Here is a 16646-nt window from a genome sequence, read left to right on the forward strand (position 1 = left end):
AACACCCCCGGGACCGTGAACAGGTCCCGGGGGTGTTTTTTTTACAGAGGCGCCCATCAGGGCATGTCCAGCAGGGAACAGGAGAGAGCCTCCCCCTCTGGGAGGACGAGGCCGAAGGTGCTGCGGGCGCTGCCTGGATTGAGGACCCAGAGGCCGTCCGGCTCCTGGAAGCAGCAGGGGCGGTGGGTGTGGCCGAAGAGCAGAAGGTGGGCCCCGGCGTTCCGGGCCGCCCGGAGGGCGGCGTCATACCCCTGCTTCACATGCCAGATGTGCCCGTGGGAGAGGAGGACGCGCTTGCCGCACACCATGAACTGGCGCTCCAGAGGATCTGTGGTCCAGCCGTCGCAGTTGCCGGGCACGGTGACCATGGACAGCTTGGGGTAGAGGAGGGCCAGCTCCTCGGCGTCCCGCTGGAGGTCGCCCAGGTGGACCACCAGGTCGGGCTGCTGCTCCTCGATGGCCTGGATCATGCCGCCGGTGTAGCGGTGGGAGTCGGAAAACACAAGAATTTTCAAAAGAGTCACCTTACCTCGTCTGGCGCATATACTGGAATGAAATCCTCTTGGAAGGGAGATCCGGTATGAATCAGGAAAGAAGCGGCAAAAAGGGGCAGGAGAGCCTGCCCGCCGATCTGGTCAAAAATAAGGAGGCCCTCAACCGTCTGGCCAGATCCGGCGATGCCCAGCGGCTGATGGAGCTGCTGCGGCAGGGGGGCGGTATCCAGGGGGCGGCGGAGGCCGCCGTGAAAGGGGACACCAGCCAGCTGGTGGGAATGATGCAGCGGCTGATGAACACCCCGGAGGGAGGCGAGCTGGTGGAGCGCATCAGCCGCCAGGCCAGGCAGTCGGGCCTGACCGACTGAGTCCCCGCACAGGAGGGGGAAAGGAGGGGCTGCCCTGTGGGGGAGATGGAAGACAAGCTGAACGCGATCCTCAATGACCCGTCCGCCATGGGGCAAATCATGGCGCTGGCCCAGTCCCTGGGCGGCGGCACTCCCCGGCCGCAGGCCTCCCCGGCGGGGGAGGCCGCCCAGGGGGCGGAGCAGACCGGCGCCAGGGAGGCGGAGGCGCCCGCTTCGGCGGGGAGCGCTCCGCCGGCCCTGGCGGGGGGAGAGGACCCGCTGGCCGCCCTGGGGGAGATCGACCCCGGCATGATCCAGATGGGGATGCGGCTGCTGCGGGAGTATCAGGGGGAGGACGACCGAACGGTGGCTCTGCTCAACGCCCTGCGCCCCTTCCTGAAGGAGAGCCGCCTGGCCAAGCTGGACCGGGCGGTGCAGATCTCCCGGCTGGCCCGGGTGATCCGGGTCCTCTTCCGCGGCATGGGAGAAGGGGGGCGGGGCGATGTATAACCGCTATATCCCCCAGAATGGTACTTATACCCGGGTGGTGGAGCAGGACGGCCCGGAGGAGGGGGCCCGGCGTCCGGCACCCCATCCGCCCGGGCCGGAGCGGGGGGAGCCGGGGGAGAACGGGCCCCGGGGCTCCGCAGGACCTCCACACGGGGCAGCCCGGGGCGCGCCCGGAGGAGGAGGCCGCCGGCCTGCCCCGGGTCCCATGGGCTTTGGCGGCCTGGGGGACCTGCTCTCAGGGGAGAAGAGCCCGCTGAACGCCCTGTTCGGCGGGGACAAGGGGGGGATCAACGGCATCCTGAAAGTCCTCCGGCTGGAGGAGCTGGACAGCGGGGATATCCTGCTGATCCTGATCATCCTGCTCCTGCTGGTGGAGGGGGACAACATGGACCTGGTCATCACCCTGGGGCTGCTGCTCCTGCTGGGGCTGGCGGATGACAGGAAGGAGGAGAAGCAAGGGGGGTGAGCTCCTCCTCAAATGCTGTGGAGCACCGTTCCGTCCGGCAGCTGAAAGGTGGTGCCGGAGGGGCAGGACTGGATGGGAGAATAGGCGGTCATGCGGTAGAGCAGCTCCTCCCCCTCCAGAGTCTCAGAGGAGATGAGCAGCCCGCTCTCCACGCTGATCCAGTAGCGGTCCACCCGCTCCCCGCCGGGGGCGGATACCTCCACATAGATGCAGGGGATGCCCCCCCTGGAGTCGTCGTAGCCGGTGCCGGTGATCTGCTCCGGGTCCGCGTCCAGCACGGCCTCATAGGTGGGGATGTGCTGAGCCAGATCGGCGGAGCCGCCCTCCGCCGGGGCGGTGAGGTAGTCGGAGGACCCCTCATACCAGTAGTAGACGGTGTCCTCGCTGATGAGGTCGTGGCGGATCAGACCGGAGGGGAGGACCTGACGGGTATGGGACCAGCCTCCGTCCACCCAGGTCTGGACGGAGGTGGCACTGGAGCCCCCGGTCCAGAAGGTCTCTACCGTCAGCTCCCAGTAATAGCTGGTGGAGCGCTCCAGGGTGCGGATGACGCTCTGGACGGTCTGGGGGGTCACCTCCACCCGCTGGAACAGCTCGGCGGACTGAGAGGAGCCTCCCCCCTCCTGGCTGCTGGAGGAGGCGCCGGGCTCAGGGAGCTGGATATGTTCGGTGCGCATAGAGAAGAGGCTGCGGCCGAAGCTGGTGAACATGGCCGCCACGATGAGAAGGGTGACGGCGATGGCGATGATCAGGCGGTTTTTTTGGTCCATGGCCGGCTCCTTTCTCGTGGGGTCAGACAGAGGTCAGGGATGGAAGGGGGCGGGGGGCTGCACCCGCAGACCGAAGCGGTACTCGATGGCGTCAGCGATGCGCCCGCAGGCCCGGCCGTCGCCGTAGGGGTTGGCGGCGTGGGCCATGGCGGCATAGGCCGCCGGATCGGTGAGCAGGCGGGAGGCCATCTGGAAGATGGGCTCCTCCTCGGTGCCCGCCAGCTGGACCGTCCCCGCGGCCACCGCCTCGGGGCGCTCCGTCTCCCGACGCAGGACGAGCACCGGCTTGCCCAGGGCGGGGGCCTCCTCCTGGAGCCCGCCGGAGTCGGTCATCACCAGATGGCAGCGGGCCATCAGGTTGTGCATCTCGTCCACCGCCAGTGGGGCGATGAGGTGGATGCGGGGGTGGCCGTCCAGGTACTGATGGGCCGCCTCCTGGACCACCGGGGAGAGGTGGACCGGATAGACCAGCTCCACGTCGGGGAAGGCGTCGGCCACCCGGCGCAGGGCGGTCATGATGTGGGCCATAGGCGTTCCGTAGTTCTCCCGCCGGTGGCAGGTGACCAGGATCACCTTTCGGTTGACATAATCCAAATCATTGAGGACGCCTTCTGAAAAATGAAAGTCTTTTACAACTGTGGTCTGGAGCGCGTCGATCACCGTGTTGCCGGTCAGAAAGACGCCCTGCTCGATCCCTTCCCGGGCCAGATTGTCCCGGTTGGAGGGGGTGGGGCAGAAGTGCAGGTCAGCGATGGCGCTGACCATCCGGCGGTTCATCTCCTCCGGGTAGGGGGAGTATTTGTCATAGGTGCGCAGGCCGGCCTCCACGTGGCCCACGGGCACCCGGTGGTAGAAGGCGGCCAGGGCGCCGGCGAAGGTGGTGGAGGTGTCACCGTGGACCAGGACCAGGTCGGGTCGGGCCTGCTCCAGCACCTCCTCCATGCCCAGCAGGCACTTGGAGGTGATGGTGGACAAGGTCTGCCGGGGCTCCATGATGTTCAGGTCGAAGTCGGGCACCAGGCGGAAGATGTCCAGCACGGAGTCCAGCATCTGCCGGTGCTGGGCGGTGACACAGCACAAGGCGTCGATCTGGGGGCGGCGGGAGAGCTCCAGGGCCAGGGGGGCCATCTTGATGGCCTCCGGCCGGGTGCCGAAGATGGTCATGACTCGGATACGGTTCATTTGTCGGAACGGTCCTCCTCACCGAAGAAATTGTCGTTGCCGGCGATCTGGGTCTTGGAGGGGGGGCGGTGCTGCCGGCCCTTGGCCTCCCCCGCGGCGCCGGAGCCGCCGCTGTCGCTGTGGGACAGGTAGAGCCTGCCCCCGAAGGCGCCCGCCATGCACAGGGCCAGCAGGAAGAGCATGGCCTTCATGGCGTTGTTGGTGGTGAGCACCACTGCGGACAGGCCCAGGATGGCGCTGATGAGATAGAGCACCGCCACCGCCTGCTTCTGGGTGAAGCCCATGTCGATGAGCCGGTGGTGGATGTGTCCCCGGTCGGGGGCCATGGGGCTCTGCCCCCGGGCCAGCCGCCGCAGGATGGCGAAGCAGGTGTCGAAGATGGGCAGGCCCAGCACCAGGAAGGGGACGGCGAAGGAGATGATGGCGTAGGACTTGAACAGCCCCTGGATGGAGACGGTGGCCAGCACGAAGCCCAGGAAGGTGGAGCCGGTGTCCCCCATGAAGATCTTGGCCGGGTTCAGGTTATAGGGGAGAAAGCCGATGCAGGCGCCGGCCAGGGCGGCCATGAGGATGGCCACCTGGGCCTCGGCCACCGTCAGGGCGATGACCAGCATGGTCATGGAGCTGATGGTGGACACGCCGCAGGCCAGGCCGTCCAGCCCGTCGATCAGGTTGACGGCGTTGGTGATGGCCACGATCCACAGCACAGAGATGGGGATGGACAGCACGCCCAGGTGCCAGTAGGGGTCGCTGCTGAAGATATTGGGGTTGGAGAGGTAGTCGATCTGGTTGCCCATCAGCACGGCGATGAGGGCCGCGCCGATCTGGACGGCGAACTTCAGCTTGGCGGACAGGGCATAGATGTCGTCAAAAATGCCCAGAATGACGATGACCACCGCGCCCAGCAGCATGCCCCGCAGCTGGGTGGTGAGGGGCAGGAAGAGCAGCACGCTGAGGATGAAGCCGAAGAAGATGGCCAGCCCCCCCATCCGGGGGATGGGGTGGTCATGCATCCGGCGGCTGTCCCGGGGGACATCCACCGCGCCGATCTTGAAGGCCAGGGAGCGGACCACCGGGGTGGCGATCAGAGCCACCACCGCGGCCACCAGCAGGGCGGCGGCCACAGAGCCCACCACCTGAAGGGAAATATCCGTGGGAACGTTCATGGGAAAACCCCTTTTGCAGAATTGATGTGGGGAAGGAGGCGGGAGCGGGCGCCCGGTCAGCGGGCCACAAAGCCCACCTTTTTATAGACCTTCCGCAGAGTCTTGGCGGCAAGGTGGGAGGCGCGCTCCGCACCCTCCTTGTAGATGCCCTCCAGATACGCCTTGTCGGCCATGAGGCGGCCGGCCTCCTCCCGGATGGGCCGGAGGAGCTCCACCACCGCGTCACCCACCGCGGGCTTGAACACGCCGTAGCCCTGGCCCTGGAAGACCTCCTCCGCCTCCTCCGGACTCTTGCCGGTGGCGGCGCAGTAGATGGTCAGCAGGTTGGAGATGCCCGGCTTGTGCTCCGGGTCGAAGCGGACCTGGGTCTCGCTGTCGGTGACTGCCCGCTTGAACTTCTTCTGGATGACCTCGGGGGCGTCCATGAGGAAGACGCAGCCGTCCGGATCGGACTTGCTCATCTTGCTGGAGGGGTCCCCCAGGCTCATCACCCGGGCGCCCATCTTGGGGATGAAGGGCTCGGGGAGGGTGAAGGTGTCGCTGTACACGCCGTTGAAGCGCTGGGCCACGTCCCGGCACAGCTCCACGTGCTGCTTCTGGTCCTGACCCACCGGGACCAGGTCGGCCTGGTAGAGCAGGATGTCCGCCGCCATCAGCACCGGGTAGGTGAACAGGCCGGCGGTGATGTTGTCGGCGTGCTTTTTGGACTTGTCCTTGAACTGGGTCATGCGGGACAGCTCCCCAAACTGGGTGTAGCAGCCCAGCACCCAGGCCAGCTCGGCGTGCTGGGGCACGTGGCTCTGGATGAAGATGACGCTCCGGACCGGGTCCAGGCCGCAGGCGATATACTGGGCCAGCTGCTCCAGGGTGCGCCGGCGCAGCAGGGCCGGGTCCTGGCGGACGGTGATGGCGTGCATGTCCACGATGCAGTAGATGCAGTCGTACTCATCCTGAAGGGGGACCCAGTTCTTGATGGCTCCCATATAAGAGCCCAGGGTCAGATCGCCGCTGGGCTGGATGCCGCTGAAGATGCGCTTGCGGGGGGCGGAGTTGGCTTGCTCCATGGAAAAGACCTCGTTTCTGTCGTGATTTCAGATCGGGAAGGGAAGAAGACCCCTATCTTAACAAGAATAGCACAGGAATGGAAAAAGTGCAAGAATCCCGTTGAAATTCCGGCGGAGTGTTTCATTGAAATTTTTCTTCTTCTGTGATAACATACCATAAAACCCATAAAACCAGTCAAATTTTTTCCGCGGCCTCAGGCCGCGGCGGCCCAAATCGGGAAAGGAGCGTATCCCATGTCCGACATCAGGGAATATTTCGACAGTCTGCGGGGGAAGAGGATCGCCGTGATCGGCATGGGGGTCAGCAACACGCCGCTGATCCGGATGCTGCTGCGGGCGGATCTGGACGTGACCGTGTGCGACAGGGCCCAGCGGGAGCGGGTGGAGGAGCAGGCGGAGGAGCTGGAGAGCCTGGGAGCCCGGCTGCGGCTGGGGGAGGCGTATCTGGAGGGGCTGGATCAGGACGTGATCTTCCGCACCCCCGGCCTGCACCCCGGCCACCCCGCCCTGGAGGCGGCCCGGGCCCGGGGGGCGGAGGTCACCTCGGAGATGGAGCTGTTCTTCCGCCTGTGCCCCTGCCGCCTGATCGGTGTGACGGGCAGCGACGGCAAGACCACCACCACCACCATCCTTGCGGAGTTCCTGAAAGAGGCGGGATACAACGTCTATGTGGGGGGCAATATCGGCAAGCCCCTGCTGCCCGATGTGTCCGGCATGGAGCCGGAGGACTTTGCGGTGCTGGAGCTGTCCTCCTTCCAGCTGATGACCATGGAGCAGAGCCCCCACATCGCCGTAATGACCAATCTGTCCCCCAACCACCTGGACTACCACAGATCCATGGGGGAGTATATCGCCGCCAAGGAGAACATCTTCCTCCACCAGGGGGAGGGGGACCGGGCCATCTTCAACTATGACAACCAGCTGACCCGGGACCTGGCGGAGAAGGCCGGGGGGGCGGTCACCTTCTTCAGCCGCCGGGAGCGGCTGGAGGAGGGGGTCTACCTCCGGGACGGGGCCATCTGGCTCACCAACGCCCAGGGCAGCCGGGAGGTGCTGCCCACCCGGGACATCCGGCTGCCCGGGGTGCACAACATCGAAAACTACATGGCGGCCATCGCCGCCGTGGACGGACTGGTGCCGGACAAGTGCGTCCGGGCGGTGGCCGCCCGCTTCCAGGGGGTGGAGCACCGCATCGAGCTGGTGCGGGAGCTGGACGGAGTGAAGTACTACAATGACTCCATCGGCACCAGTCCCAGCCGCACCGTGGCCTGCCTGGAGTCCTTCCCGGAGCCGGTGATCCTCATCGCCGGGGGCTATGACAAGGGCATCCCCTTCCACGCCCTGGCCCTGGAGATCCGGGAGCGGGTCAAGACCCTGGTCCTCACCGGGGACACGGCCCGGGCCATCCGGCAGGCAGTGGAGGAGGCGGAGGGCGGCCGCGGCTGCCCGGAGATCATCCAGACCGAGGACCTGGCCGGGGCGGTGGAGGCCGCCCGCCGGGCGGCGGGGCCGGGGGACGTGGTGGTGCTGTCCCCCGCCTGCGCGGCCTTCGACCGCTTCAAGAACTTCATGGAGCGGGGCCGGGCGTTCAAGGAGCTGGTCCGGTCCCTGTGACCGGAAGCACAAAGGAGGAACACTGAGTTGGATCATGATGCGATACTTTCCCGCCTGTGCGGCCTGGGCGCCCCCAGCGGATTCGAGGGGCCGGCGTCCCGGGCGGCGGCGGAGCTGCTCCGCCCTCTGGCGGACGAGGTGACCGTGGACCGGATGGGCAGCGTGCTGGCCCTGCGCCGGTGCGGCAGGGAGGGGGCGAAGCGGCTGCTGCTGGACGCCCATCTGGACGAGATCGGCTTTGTGGTCACCGGCCATGAAGAAGGGTATCTGAAATTTGCCCCCCTGGGCGGAGTGGACCCCAGGATGCTCCCCGACCGGGAGCTCACCGTCCTCACCGATCCCCCCCTGGCTGGGGTGGTGGCCTGTCTGCCCCCCCATGTCCAGACCCGGGAGGACATGGACAAGTCCATCCCCATCCGGGAGCTCTGCCTGGATGTGGGGCTGAGCCAGGAGGAGGCGGAGCGCCGGGTGCCGGTGGGCACCCCGGCGGTCTTCCGCGGGGGCTGCTTTCCTCTGGGGCAGGAGCTGATCTGCGGCAAGTCCCTGGATGACCGCGCCTGCTTCGCCGCCCTGCTGGGGGCCCTGGAGCTGCTGAAGGACCGGAGGCTGGATGTAGACCTGTACGTGCTGGGCAGCGTGTGCGAGGAGGTGGACAGCACCGGGGCGGTGACCGCGGCCTATGGGGTGGTCCCAGACCTGTGCGCGGCGGTGGACGTGACCCACGGGGACAGCCCGGATGCCCCCAAGGAAAAGACCTTCCCTCTGGGCAAGGGGCCCGTCATCGGCGTGGGCCCCAACTGCACCCGCTGGATGGAACAGCGGATGCGCCGCAAGGCGGAGGAGCTGGGGATGGCGGTCCAGACCGAGGTAATGGCGGGCCACTCCGGCACCAACGGCTGGCCCCTCCAGGTGAGCCGGGAGGGGGTGGCCACGGCGGTGCTCTCCCTGCCCCTGCGGTATATGCACACCCCCATCGAGGTCATCAGCCGCCGGGACCTGGAGGACCTGGCCCGGCTGCTGGCCGCCTTTGTGGAGGGGATCGGAGAGGAGGCGGAGTCCCGATGAAGGAGCTGCTGAAGACCCTGTGCGCCCTGAACGGCGTGTCGGGGGACGAGGACCAGGTGCGGGAGTTCCTGGCGGAACGGGCCAGGCCCTGGGCCCGGTCTATGAAGGTGGACCCCCTGGGCAACCTGATCGTGTGGAAGAAGGGGGCCAGAGCGGCCGGGGACCGGCTGATGCTGTGCGCCCACATGGATGAGGTGGGGCTCATCGTCACCCACGTCACCGAAGAGGGCTTTCTGAAATTCGACTTCGTGGGCGGCGTGGACCGCCGGGTGGCCATCGGCAAGCCGGTGGTCCTGGGCCCGGACCGGGTGCCCGGCGTGGTGGGGATCAAGGCCATCCACCTGGTCAGCCGGGACGAGGAGAAGAAGGTCCCCAAGACCGACGCCTTCTACCTGGACATCGGGGCGAAGGACCGGGAGGAGGCCCTCTCCAGGGTGGAGCCGGGGACCTACGGCTCCTTCGTCTGCACGCCGGAGGAGTTCGGGGAGGGCCTGTTCAAGGCCAAGGCCATCGACGACCGGGTGGGCTGTGCCGTGCTGCTCAAGCTGCTGGAGGAGGACCTGCCCATGGATGTGGTCTTCGTCTTTACTGCCCAGGAGGAGGTGGGCACCCGGGGAGCCTTTGGAGCCGCCTTCTCTGTGGCTCCGGAGACCGCCCTGGTGCTGGAGACCACCACCGCCGCTGACCTGCCCGGGGTGGAGGGACACCGCAGGGTGTGCGCCCCCGGCAGGGGCCCTGTGATCTCCTATATGGACGGGGGGACCATCTACGACCGCGGGCTCTTTGAGGACCTGCGCCGGCTGGCGGAGGACAACGGCATCCCCTGGCAGACCAAGGAGTATATCGCCGGGGGCAACGACGCCCGGACCATCCAGCGCTCCCGGGCCGGGGTGCGGGTGGCCGCCCTCTCCGCCGCTGTGCGCTATCTCCACGCCCCGGCCAGCGTGGGCAGCCTGGCGGATTTTGAGGACATGCTCGCACTGACCCGGCTGTTCGTGGCCGACCAGGCCGCCCGGCTGTGAGAGAGGAAGCGGGCTAGGTGAACGAGAGAAAGGGCCGGGGCCTGGAGGCCCTGCTGGAGACCGTGGAGTTCGCGGTCCTCAGCTATGCCATGTCCGGGGCGGCCTTCGCCCTGCGGAGAGATCCCCTGTGGATCTTGTTCATGGTGGTGGAGATCCGGCTGCTCCAGAAATACTGGGCGGCCCTGGGCCGCTGCCTGACCGCCCGGTGGGCCCGGTGGACGCTGGCCGCCCTTGGGGTGGCCGCCTGCCTGACCGCGGCGGCGCTGTTCGGCCCCCTGGCGGTGCCGGAGGTGCCCGGCCTGCTGGGGTGAGGGGGCCCAGCCTCCGCCCAAAGAATATGAGAGTGCATGAAAATAGGAGTGAACTATGGAACTGTTTGAATTGATCCAGACCTTGAACCGGGCCCACGGCCCCTCGGGGGACGAGGGGGAGATCCGGGAGGTCATCCGGGCCCTGGCGGAGCCCTATGCCGACGAGATCACCGCAGACACCATGGGCAGCCTGATCGTCCACAGGCGGGGGAAGGGGCCCAAGCTGCTCCTCGCCGCCCACATGGACTCCATCGGCTTCGTCGTCACCCACATCGAGAAGGAGGGCTTCCTCCGGGTGGGGCGGCTGGGAGGCGTCAGCCCCAAAGAGGCGGCCTACACCCCCGTCCGCTTCAAAAGCGGCCTGCGGGGGGTCTTTGCCCCGGAGGAGAAGGCCGACTTCGGCAAGCTGAAGCTGGACGAGTGCTTCCTGGACATCGGCGCCGGGGACGAGGCGGCGGCGAAACAGCTGGTCCAGGTGGGGGACAGCGCGGTCTATGACACCCCCGCTTTCCGCACAGGGGACCTGGTGGTCTCCCCTTATCTGGACGACCGGATCTCCTGCGCGGTGCTGCTCTCCGCCCTGGAGCGAATCGGGGAGTGCCCCAACGACCTCTACCTGGTGTTCACCGCCCAGGAGGAGGTGGGGCTGCGGGGGGCACGGACCGCCGCCTGGTCCATCGCCCCGGACTACGCCGTGGCGGTGGACGTGACCGATGTGGACGACACGCCCGGCTCGGAGCGCGCGGGCACGGCCCGGCTGGGCCGGGGCGCGGCGGTGAAGGTGATGGACTCCTCTGTCATCTGCCACCCCGCCATGGTGGCGCTGCTGGAGGACACCGCCCGGGAGGGGGACATCCCCGTCCAGCGGGACATCATGCGGGCGGGGGGCACCGACGCGGGGGCCATCCACCTGACCCGCACCGGCGTCATCACCGGGGGCATCTCAGTGCCCTGCCGGTATATCCACACCCCGGCGGAGACCGCCAGCCTGTCCGACGCGGATGCCTGCGTCCGGCTGGCAGCCGCCCTGGCCCAGCGGCCGCTGGAGCAGCCCTGAGGGGGCGGCCGGGCGGGGAGAGCCCGTATGAAACCAAAGAAAGATAGGAATGAGCAAGGAATATGACATTACAGATAAGCCAGCGGGTCCTGGACCTGGGGGAGAAGGCCCGGCAGGGCCTGGCGGAGCAGTTTGCACGCATCGACGCCATTGCCGAGGAGAACACCGCCCGGGTGCTGTCCGCGTTCCAGAAGCACCGGGTGGCAGAGGGGTACTTTGCCGGCACAACCGGGTACGGGTATGACGACCTGGGCCGGGACCAGCTGGACCAGATCTACGCCGACCTGTTCGGCACCGAGGCGGCCCTGGTGCGCATCCAGTTCGTCAACGGCACCCACGCCATCACCTGCGCCCTCTTCGGGGCGCTGAAGGCGGGGGATGTGCTCCTGTCCGCGGTGGGGGCCCCCTATGACACCCTGATGGGGGCCATCGGCACGGCGGACAAGGGCCACGGCTCCCTGCGGGACTACGGGGTGGAATACCGGCAGGTAGAGCTGAAGGATGACTGCCCGGACCTGGAGGGGCTGGCCCGGGCGGCGGCGGACCCCCGGGTGAAGGCGGTGCTGATCCAGCGATCCAAGGGGTACTCCACCCGTGCCTCCCTGTCGGTGGCGGAGATCGGGGAGATGTGCCGCATCGTAAAGGAGGTCAACCCGGGCGCCGCCGTCCTGGTGGACAACTGCTACGGGGAGTTCGTGGAGACCCAAGAGCCCACCCATGTGGGGGCGGACCTGGTGGTGGGCTCCCTCATCAAGAACCCCGGCGGCGGACTGGCCCCCACGGGGGGATATATCGCCGGCCGCCGGGACCTGGTGGAGGGGGCGGCCATGCGGCTGACCGCACCGGGCATCGGCGGGGAGTGCGGCTGCACCCTGGGGCAGAACCGCCTGCTCTACCAGGGGCTCTTCCTGGCCCCCCACACGGTGGCCCAGGCGGTGAAGACCGCCGTCTTCGCCGCCGGCGTGATGGAGCTGCTGGGCTATGAGACCGAGCCCGCCTCCTCCTCCGTCCGCCACGACATCATCCAGATGATCCATATGCGGGAGCCGGAGGCGCTGAAAAAGTTCTGCAAGGGCATCCAGTTCGGCGCGCCGGTGGACTCCTATGTGACGCCGGAGCCCTGGGACATGCCGGGCTACGACTGCCAGGTCATCATGGCCGCGGGGGCCTTCGTCCAGGGGGCCTCCATCGAGCTGTCCGCCGACGCCCCCATGCGCCCCCCCTACACCGTCTATCTCCAGGGCGGCCTCACCTTCGAGTCGGGCCGGCTGGGCGTGCTGCTGGCGGTGCAGGAGCTGCTGGGCGGGAAAGATTGACATAGGCCAAGCGCCCTGATGAATATCCTGACCCATAGGGGGTGAGGATATGGATATGCGATGCCGCCTGCGGGCCGTCCGCTGGCGGCTGGACCCGCCCCTCCGGGGACGGGCGCCCCGGCGGGGACCGGGGGGAGGACGGGGGCGGGGGTGGCTGCTCACCGCCCTGGTGGCCCTGGCCCTGGCCGCCGGGATCGTGGGGTGGCTCCAGCATCAGCTGCGCCCCCTGGTGGAGGCGGCGGCCCGGGCCCAGGCAGCCAACGCCCTTACCGCCGTTATCGACCGGGCCATCGCCGCCGACCTGGCGGAGCGGGACGTGGACTACGGGGACTTCGTCACCATCCAGCGGGACGCCTCCGGGGCCATCACCGCCATGACCACCGATATGGCGGCCCTGAACCAGCTGCGGGCTCAGCTGGTGGCCCAGATCCTCTCCGCACTGGAGGGGGTGGACGCCTCCGAGATCCGCATCCCCCTGGGCAGCCTGGTGGACAGCGAACTGGTGTGGGCCCGGGGCCCGGAGCTGCGGGTGCGGGCCCTGCGGGTGGGGACGGTGTCGGCGGAATTCCGCAGCGACTTCTCCCAGGCGGGGGTGAACCAGACCCTGCACCGCATCGAGCTGGAGGTGGCCGTCCCCGTGACGCTGATCCTGCCCGGCGGGCAGACGGAGCTGACCGTAGAGACCGGCCTGCGGGTGGCGGAGACCGTCATTGTTGGGGCGGTGCCTGACACATATCTGACCCTGAACGGGGCCGCGTGATACAGAGGAGAGATGCCTTTCATGGATGAAAAACAGGAGCTGGAGTGCCTGCGCCGGGAGCTGGTGCAGGCCAACTATGAGTATTATGTCCAGGACGCCCCCACCATGACGGACTACGACTACGACCACAAGCTGCGCCGGCTGGAAGAGCTGGAAGCAGCCCACCCGGAGTGGATCACCCCAGACTCCCCCACCCAGCGGGTGGGGGGGAAGGCCCTGGACGCCTTCCAGCAGGTGGTCCATCGGGTGCCCCTGGAGTCCCTCCAGGACGTATTCGACTTTGAGGAGCTGCGCCAGTTTGACCAGCGGGTGCGGGGCGCGGCGCCGGACGCCCGCTATGTGGTGGAGCCAAAGGTGGACGGCCTCTCGGTGGCGCTGGAGTATGAGGACGGGGTCTTCGTCCGGGGGGCCACCCGGGGGGACGGCCGGGTGGGGGAGGACGTCACCGAGAACCTGCGCACCGTCCGGTCTATCCCCATGGTCATCCCTGACGCCCCCGCCAGGCTGATCGTGCGGGGGGAGGTGTTCATGCCCAAGAAGGTGTTCCACGCCCTCAATGAGGAGCGGGAGCGGCGGGGGGAGCCCCTCTTCGCCAACCCCCGCAACGCCGCCGCCGGCTCCCTGCGGCAGCTGGACCCCAAGGTGGCGGCCCGCCGCCGCCTGGACATCCTGGTGTTCAACGTCCAGTGGGTGGAGGGGGAGACCTTCAGCACCCATCTGGAAACCCTGGAGTACCTGAAAACACACAGCTTTAAAGTGATCCCGCATTACAGCTGTGACCAGGTGGAGGAGGCGGTTGCCCGCATCGCACGGATCGGGGAGGAGCGGGACAGCTTTCCCTTCGATATCGATGGAGCGGTCGTAAAGGTAAATGACCTGTCAGAACGTGAGCTGCTGGGCAGCACGGCCAAATTCCCCCGCTGGGCGGCGGCCTACAAGTACCCCCCGGAGGTGAAGCCCTCCAGAGTGGTGGACATCACGGTCCAGGTGGGCCGCACCGGGGTGCTCACCCCCAAAGCGGTGCTGGAACCGGTGCGGCTGGCGGGGACCACCGTGACCAGCGCCACCCTCCACAACCAGGACTTCATCACGGAGAAGGACATCCGCGTCGGGGACACGGTGCTGGTCCGAAAGGCGGGGGAGATCATCCCGGAGGTGCTGTCCGTGGTGGCGGAGGAGCGGCCGGAAGGCACCCAGCCCTACCGCTTCCCCCAGGTCTGCCCGGTGTGCGGCGCTCCGGTGGAGCGGGAGGAGGACGGGGCCCACATCCGCTGCACCGGAGCGGAGTGCCCCGCCCAGCTGCTGCGCAATCTGGCCCACTTCGCCAGCCGGGACGCCATGGACATCGAGGGCCTGGGCATCGCGGTGGTGGAGAACCTGGTGAACGCGGGGCTGGTGAAGACCCCCGGCGACCTGTACTTCCTGAAGGAGGAGGACGTGGCCCAGCTGGAGCGGATGGGCAAGAAGTCGGCGGAAAACCTGATGGCCGCCATCCAGCGCTCCAAGGAGCAGGACCTGTCCCGGCTGATCTACGCCTTTGGCATCCGGCAGGTGGGGCAGAAGGCGGGCAAGGTCCTGGCGGCCCGCTTTGGGACCCTGGAGGCCCTGGAGAACGCCACCCTGGAGGAGCTCACCGCCGTGGACGACATCGGGGAGATCACCGCCCGGAGCGTCCTGGAGTGGATGGCCAGCCCCCAGAGCCGGCACCTGATGGCCCGGCTGCGGGAGGCAGGGGTGAATACCGCAGCCGCGGAGAAGGGGGAGGACCAGCGCTTTGCGGGGATGACCTTCGTGCTGACCGGCGCCCTGGAGCGCCTCACCCGGGAGGAGGCGGCGGCCATGATCGAGGACCGGGGGGGCAAAGCGGCCTCCTCCGTGTCCAAGAAGACCACCTATGTGGTGGCGGGGGAGGCTGCCGGCTCCAAGCTGCGCAAGGCCCAGGAGCTGGGCGTCCCAGTGCTCAGCGAGGAGGAATTTTTCCGGCTCATGGAGTGAGTGGAGGGCCAGCAGGGCATTTGGAGAGTTGGATCGTCTGGACTGGAGCGGCGGGGCGTCAGCCCTGCCGCTCGGTGTTTTCCCCGGAAGAGGGGGGAGAGGGGCGAGGCCGCGTCCCGCATGGAGATGAGGGCCCGGCAGGCTCCGGGAGCACAGGGACAGAACAAGAGCGGGACCGCCCGAAAGCGGTCCCGCTCTTTGACGGCAGGGACGGAGGGATCAGTCCTGCTCCCAGTTGTGGTAGACGTTCTGCACGTCGTCATTGTCCTCCAGGAACTCGATGAGCTTGGTCATGTTCTTGATGTCCTCCTCATCGGTGAGCTTCACATAGTTCTGGGGCACCATCTGCACGCCCGCCTCCAGGAAGGTGTAGCCCTTGGCCTCCATGGCGGCCACCACGGCGTTGAAAGCGTCGGGATCGGTGTAGACCTCGAACACCTCGTCGTCAGCCTGCATGTCGTCGGCGCCGGCATCCAGGGCGTCCATCATCACGGTGTCCTCATCCAGGTCCTCGGCGTCCAGCACGATGACCCCCTTCTTGTCAAAGGACCAGGACACACAGCCGGTGGCGCCCAGGCCCTTGCCGTACTTGTCCAGCAGATGGCGCACCTCAGGGGCGGTGCGGTTGCGGTTGTCGGTGAGGGCCTCTACGATGACGGCCACGCCGTTGGGGCCGTAGCCCTCATACACCACGTTCTCAAAGTCGTCGGTGTTGCCGGAGCCCAGCGCCTTGTCGATGGTGCGCTTGATGTTGTCGTTGGGCATGTTGGCGGCCTTGGCTTTGGCGATGACGGTGGCCAGGCGGGAGTTGTTGGCGGGGTCGCCGCTGCCGCCGGTCTTGACCGCCACGATCATCTCACGGGCGATCTTGGTAAAGATCTGGGACCGCTTGGCGTCCGCCGCGCCCTTGGTCTTCTGGATATTGTGCCACTTGGAATGTCCGGACATATCTCTCGTTCCCTTCTCTGAGTTCATTAAAAAGCGATGGTATTATATCACTTCTCCCTGTCCTTTGCAACCCCTGGATGGGGACAGTCTGCCCCATCGGGGGCCGGGGAGAAAGATTTCAGGCGAATTGACGAAATACGGGATTCCCTTCGGTCTTTGCGTAGGGGCGCATATCATGCGCCCGCCGGTTTTACACCGGCTGTCCCTATTCTGCCAGGGTAGGCGCGACACCACCGTGGGGTCTGCGCGCCCATTGGACCCACCAACGGCGGCAGCACAAACGGGGGAAGCGGGTGTCATCCCCCACCCGCGCCGGACGCCGGCGCCATACCCAAGGCCCGTGTCCCCGGCATCGGGGGTCCGGGGGAAAGCGGACTGCGGGACCTAGGCGGAACGGATGTGGAGCCGTGGTCCCGCCGGGAGCGTCACCCGGCGATTCTTTGGTTTCTTTCTGATCGCTCAGAAAGAAACCCGCCCCACAGGGCGGAACCTCTTTAACAGATCCTAAGGATTGATATGGGGTCGAGGGAGGGAAGACCCCTCATCCGTTGCGGCATAC

The 16646-nt window shown here is 67.4% G+C and carries 17 protein-coding genes; 11 read left to right on the plus strand and 6 right to left on the minus strand.

From position 1 onward, the window contains the following. Nucleotides 1-56: 56 nt before the first annotated feature. Nucleotides 57-515: a metallophosphoesterase family protein gene (locus L9O85_RS06420; protein WP_077138761.1), complete on the minus strand. Its 459-nt coding sequence runs from the start codon at nt 513-515 to the stop codon at nt 57-59. A gap of 65 nt (nt 516-580) precedes the next feature. Here L9O85_RS06420 and L9O85_RS06425 point away from each other — a divergent pair, with 65 nt between their 5' ends. The 3 genes from L9O85_RS06425 to L9O85_RS06435 are packed head-to-tail and all read left to right on the plus strand — an operon-like array spanning nt 581 to nt 1817. Next, nucleotides 581-862, plus strand: coding sequence for a hypothetical protein (locus L9O85_RS06425; RefSeq protein WP_050624633.1), 282 nt, complete (start codon nt 581-583; stop codon nt 860-862). Between the two features lie 36 nt (nt 863-898). Beyond that, complete coding sequence (locus tag L9O85_RS06430; protein WP_301579950.1) at nt 899-1351, plus strand: hypothetical protein; 453 nt, start codon at nt 899-901, stop codon at nt 1349-1351. Continuing rightward, nucleotides 1344-1817 carry a hypothetical protein gene (locus L9O85_RS06435; protein ID WP_108981312.1) on the plus strand — a complete coding sequence of 158 codons (474 nt, stop codon included), beginning with the start codon at nt 1344-1346 and terminating at the stop codon, nt 1815-1817. Before L9O85_RS06430 ends, L9O85_RS06435 begins: the two co-directional genes overlap by 8 nt. A gap of 8 nt (nt 1818-1825) precedes the next feature. Here the strand turns inward: L9O85_RS06435 and L9O85_RS06440 are convergent, their stop codons facing one another. From L9O85_RS06440 to trpS, 4 genes are read right to left on the minus strand one after another with little or no spacing between them, the layout of a single operon-like run. Continuing rightward, complete coding sequence (locus tag L9O85_RS06440) at nt 1826-2587, minus strand: hypothetical protein (RefSeq protein ID WP_301579952.1); 762 nt, start codon at nt 2585-2587, stop codon at nt 1826-1828. Nucleotides 2588-2620: 33 nt separating this feature from the next. Beyond that, entirely contained in the window at nt 2621-3769 is a 1149-nt protein-coding gene (gene wecB, locus L9O85_RS06445) for a non-hydrolyzing UDP-N-acetylglucosamine 2-epimerase (RefSeq protein ID WP_301579954.1), read from the minus strand. Beyond that, nucleotides 3766-4935 (minus strand): MraY family glycosyltransferase, encoded by a 1170-nt coding sequence (locus tag L9O85_RS06450; RefSeq protein WP_050624638.1) that lies wholly within the window; start codon nt 4933-4935, stop codon nt 3766-3768. Before L9O85_RS06450 ends, wecB begins: the two co-directional genes overlap by 4 nt. Nucleotides 4936-4991: 56 nt before the next feature. Further along, on the minus strand, nt 4992-5999 hold the full coding sequence (gene trpS, locus L9O85_RS06455) for a tryptophan--tRNA ligase (protein ID WP_301579956.1): 1008 nt from the start codon (nt 5997-5999) through the stop codon (nt 4992-4994). 234 nt (nt 6000-6233) lie between these two features. Between trpS and murD the strand changes: the two genes are divergently transcribed. From murD to ligA, 8 genes are all read left to right on the plus strand, one after another. Next, on the plus strand, nt 6234-7613 hold the full coding sequence (gene murD, locus L9O85_RS06460; RefSeq protein ID WP_108981309.1) for a UDP-N-acetylmuramoyl-L-alanine--D-glutamate ligase: 1380 nt from the start codon (nt 6234-6236) through the stop codon (nt 7611-7613). Between the two features lie 27 nt (nt 7614-7640). Continuing rightward, nucleotides 7641-8678 carry a M42 family peptidase gene (locus tag L9O85_RS06465; RefSeq protein ID WP_050624641.1) on the plus strand — a complete coding sequence of 346 codons (1038 nt, stop codon included), beginning with the start codon at nt 7641-7643 and terminating at the stop codon, nt 8676-8678. Continuing rightward, nucleotides 8675-9700, plus strand: a complete 1026-nt coding sequence (locus L9O85_RS06470) for a M42 family metallopeptidase (RefSeq protein ID WP_301579959.1) — start codon at nt 8675-8677, stop codon at nt 9698-9700. Before L9O85_RS06465 ends, L9O85_RS06470 begins: the two co-directional genes overlap by 4 nt. A 17-nt stretch (nt 9701-9717) precedes the next feature. After that, complete coding sequence (locus tag L9O85_RS06475; RefSeq protein WP_301579960.1) at nt 9718-10011, plus strand: hypothetical protein; 294 nt, start codon at nt 9718-9720, stop codon at nt 10009-10011. A 55-nt stretch (nt 10012-10066) separates the two neighbouring features. Further along, nucleotides 10067-11068, plus strand: a complete 1002-nt coding sequence (locus L9O85_RS06480) for a M42 family metallopeptidase (RefSeq protein ID WP_108981308.1) — start codon at nt 10067-10069, stop codon at nt 11066-11068. 62 nt (nt 11069-11130) lie between these two features. Next, nucleotides 11131-12384, plus strand: coding sequence for an aminotransferase class I/II-fold pyridoxal phosphate-dependent enzyme (locus tag L9O85_RS06485; RefSeq protein WP_276853109.1), 1254 nt, complete (start codon nt 11131-11133; stop codon nt 12382-12384). Nucleotides 12385-12433: 49 nt separating this feature from the next. Beyond that, a complete protein-coding gene (gene yunB / locus L9O85_RS06490) occupies nt 12434-13144 on the plus strand; it encodes a sporulation protein YunB (RefSeq protein WP_108981306.1) in 711 nt (236 codons plus the stop codon). Nucleotides 13145-13165: 21 nt separating this feature from the next. Beyond that, complete coding sequence (gene ligA, locus L9O85_RS06495; RefSeq protein WP_050624645.1) at nt 13166-15139, plus strand: NAD-dependent DNA ligase LigA; 1974 nt, start codon at nt 13166-13168, stop codon at nt 15137-15139. Nucleotides 15140-15358: 219 nt separating this feature from the next. On the opposite strand, the gene L9O85_RS06500 is transcribed toward ligA, so the two are convergent. Continuing rightward, nucleotides 15359-16087 (minus strand): YebC/PmpR family DNA-binding transcriptional regulator, encoded by a 729-nt coding sequence (locus L9O85_RS06500; RefSeq protein WP_050624646.1) that lies wholly within the window; start codon nt 16085-16087, stop codon nt 15359-15361. Between the last annotated feature and the right edge of the window lie 559 nt (nt 16088-16646).

The organism is Lawsonibacter asaccharolyticus, assembly GCF_022453915.1.
Classification (GTDB): Bacteria; Bacillota; Clostridia; order Oscillospirales; family Oscillospiraceae; genus Lawsonibacter; species Lawsonibacter asaccharolyticus.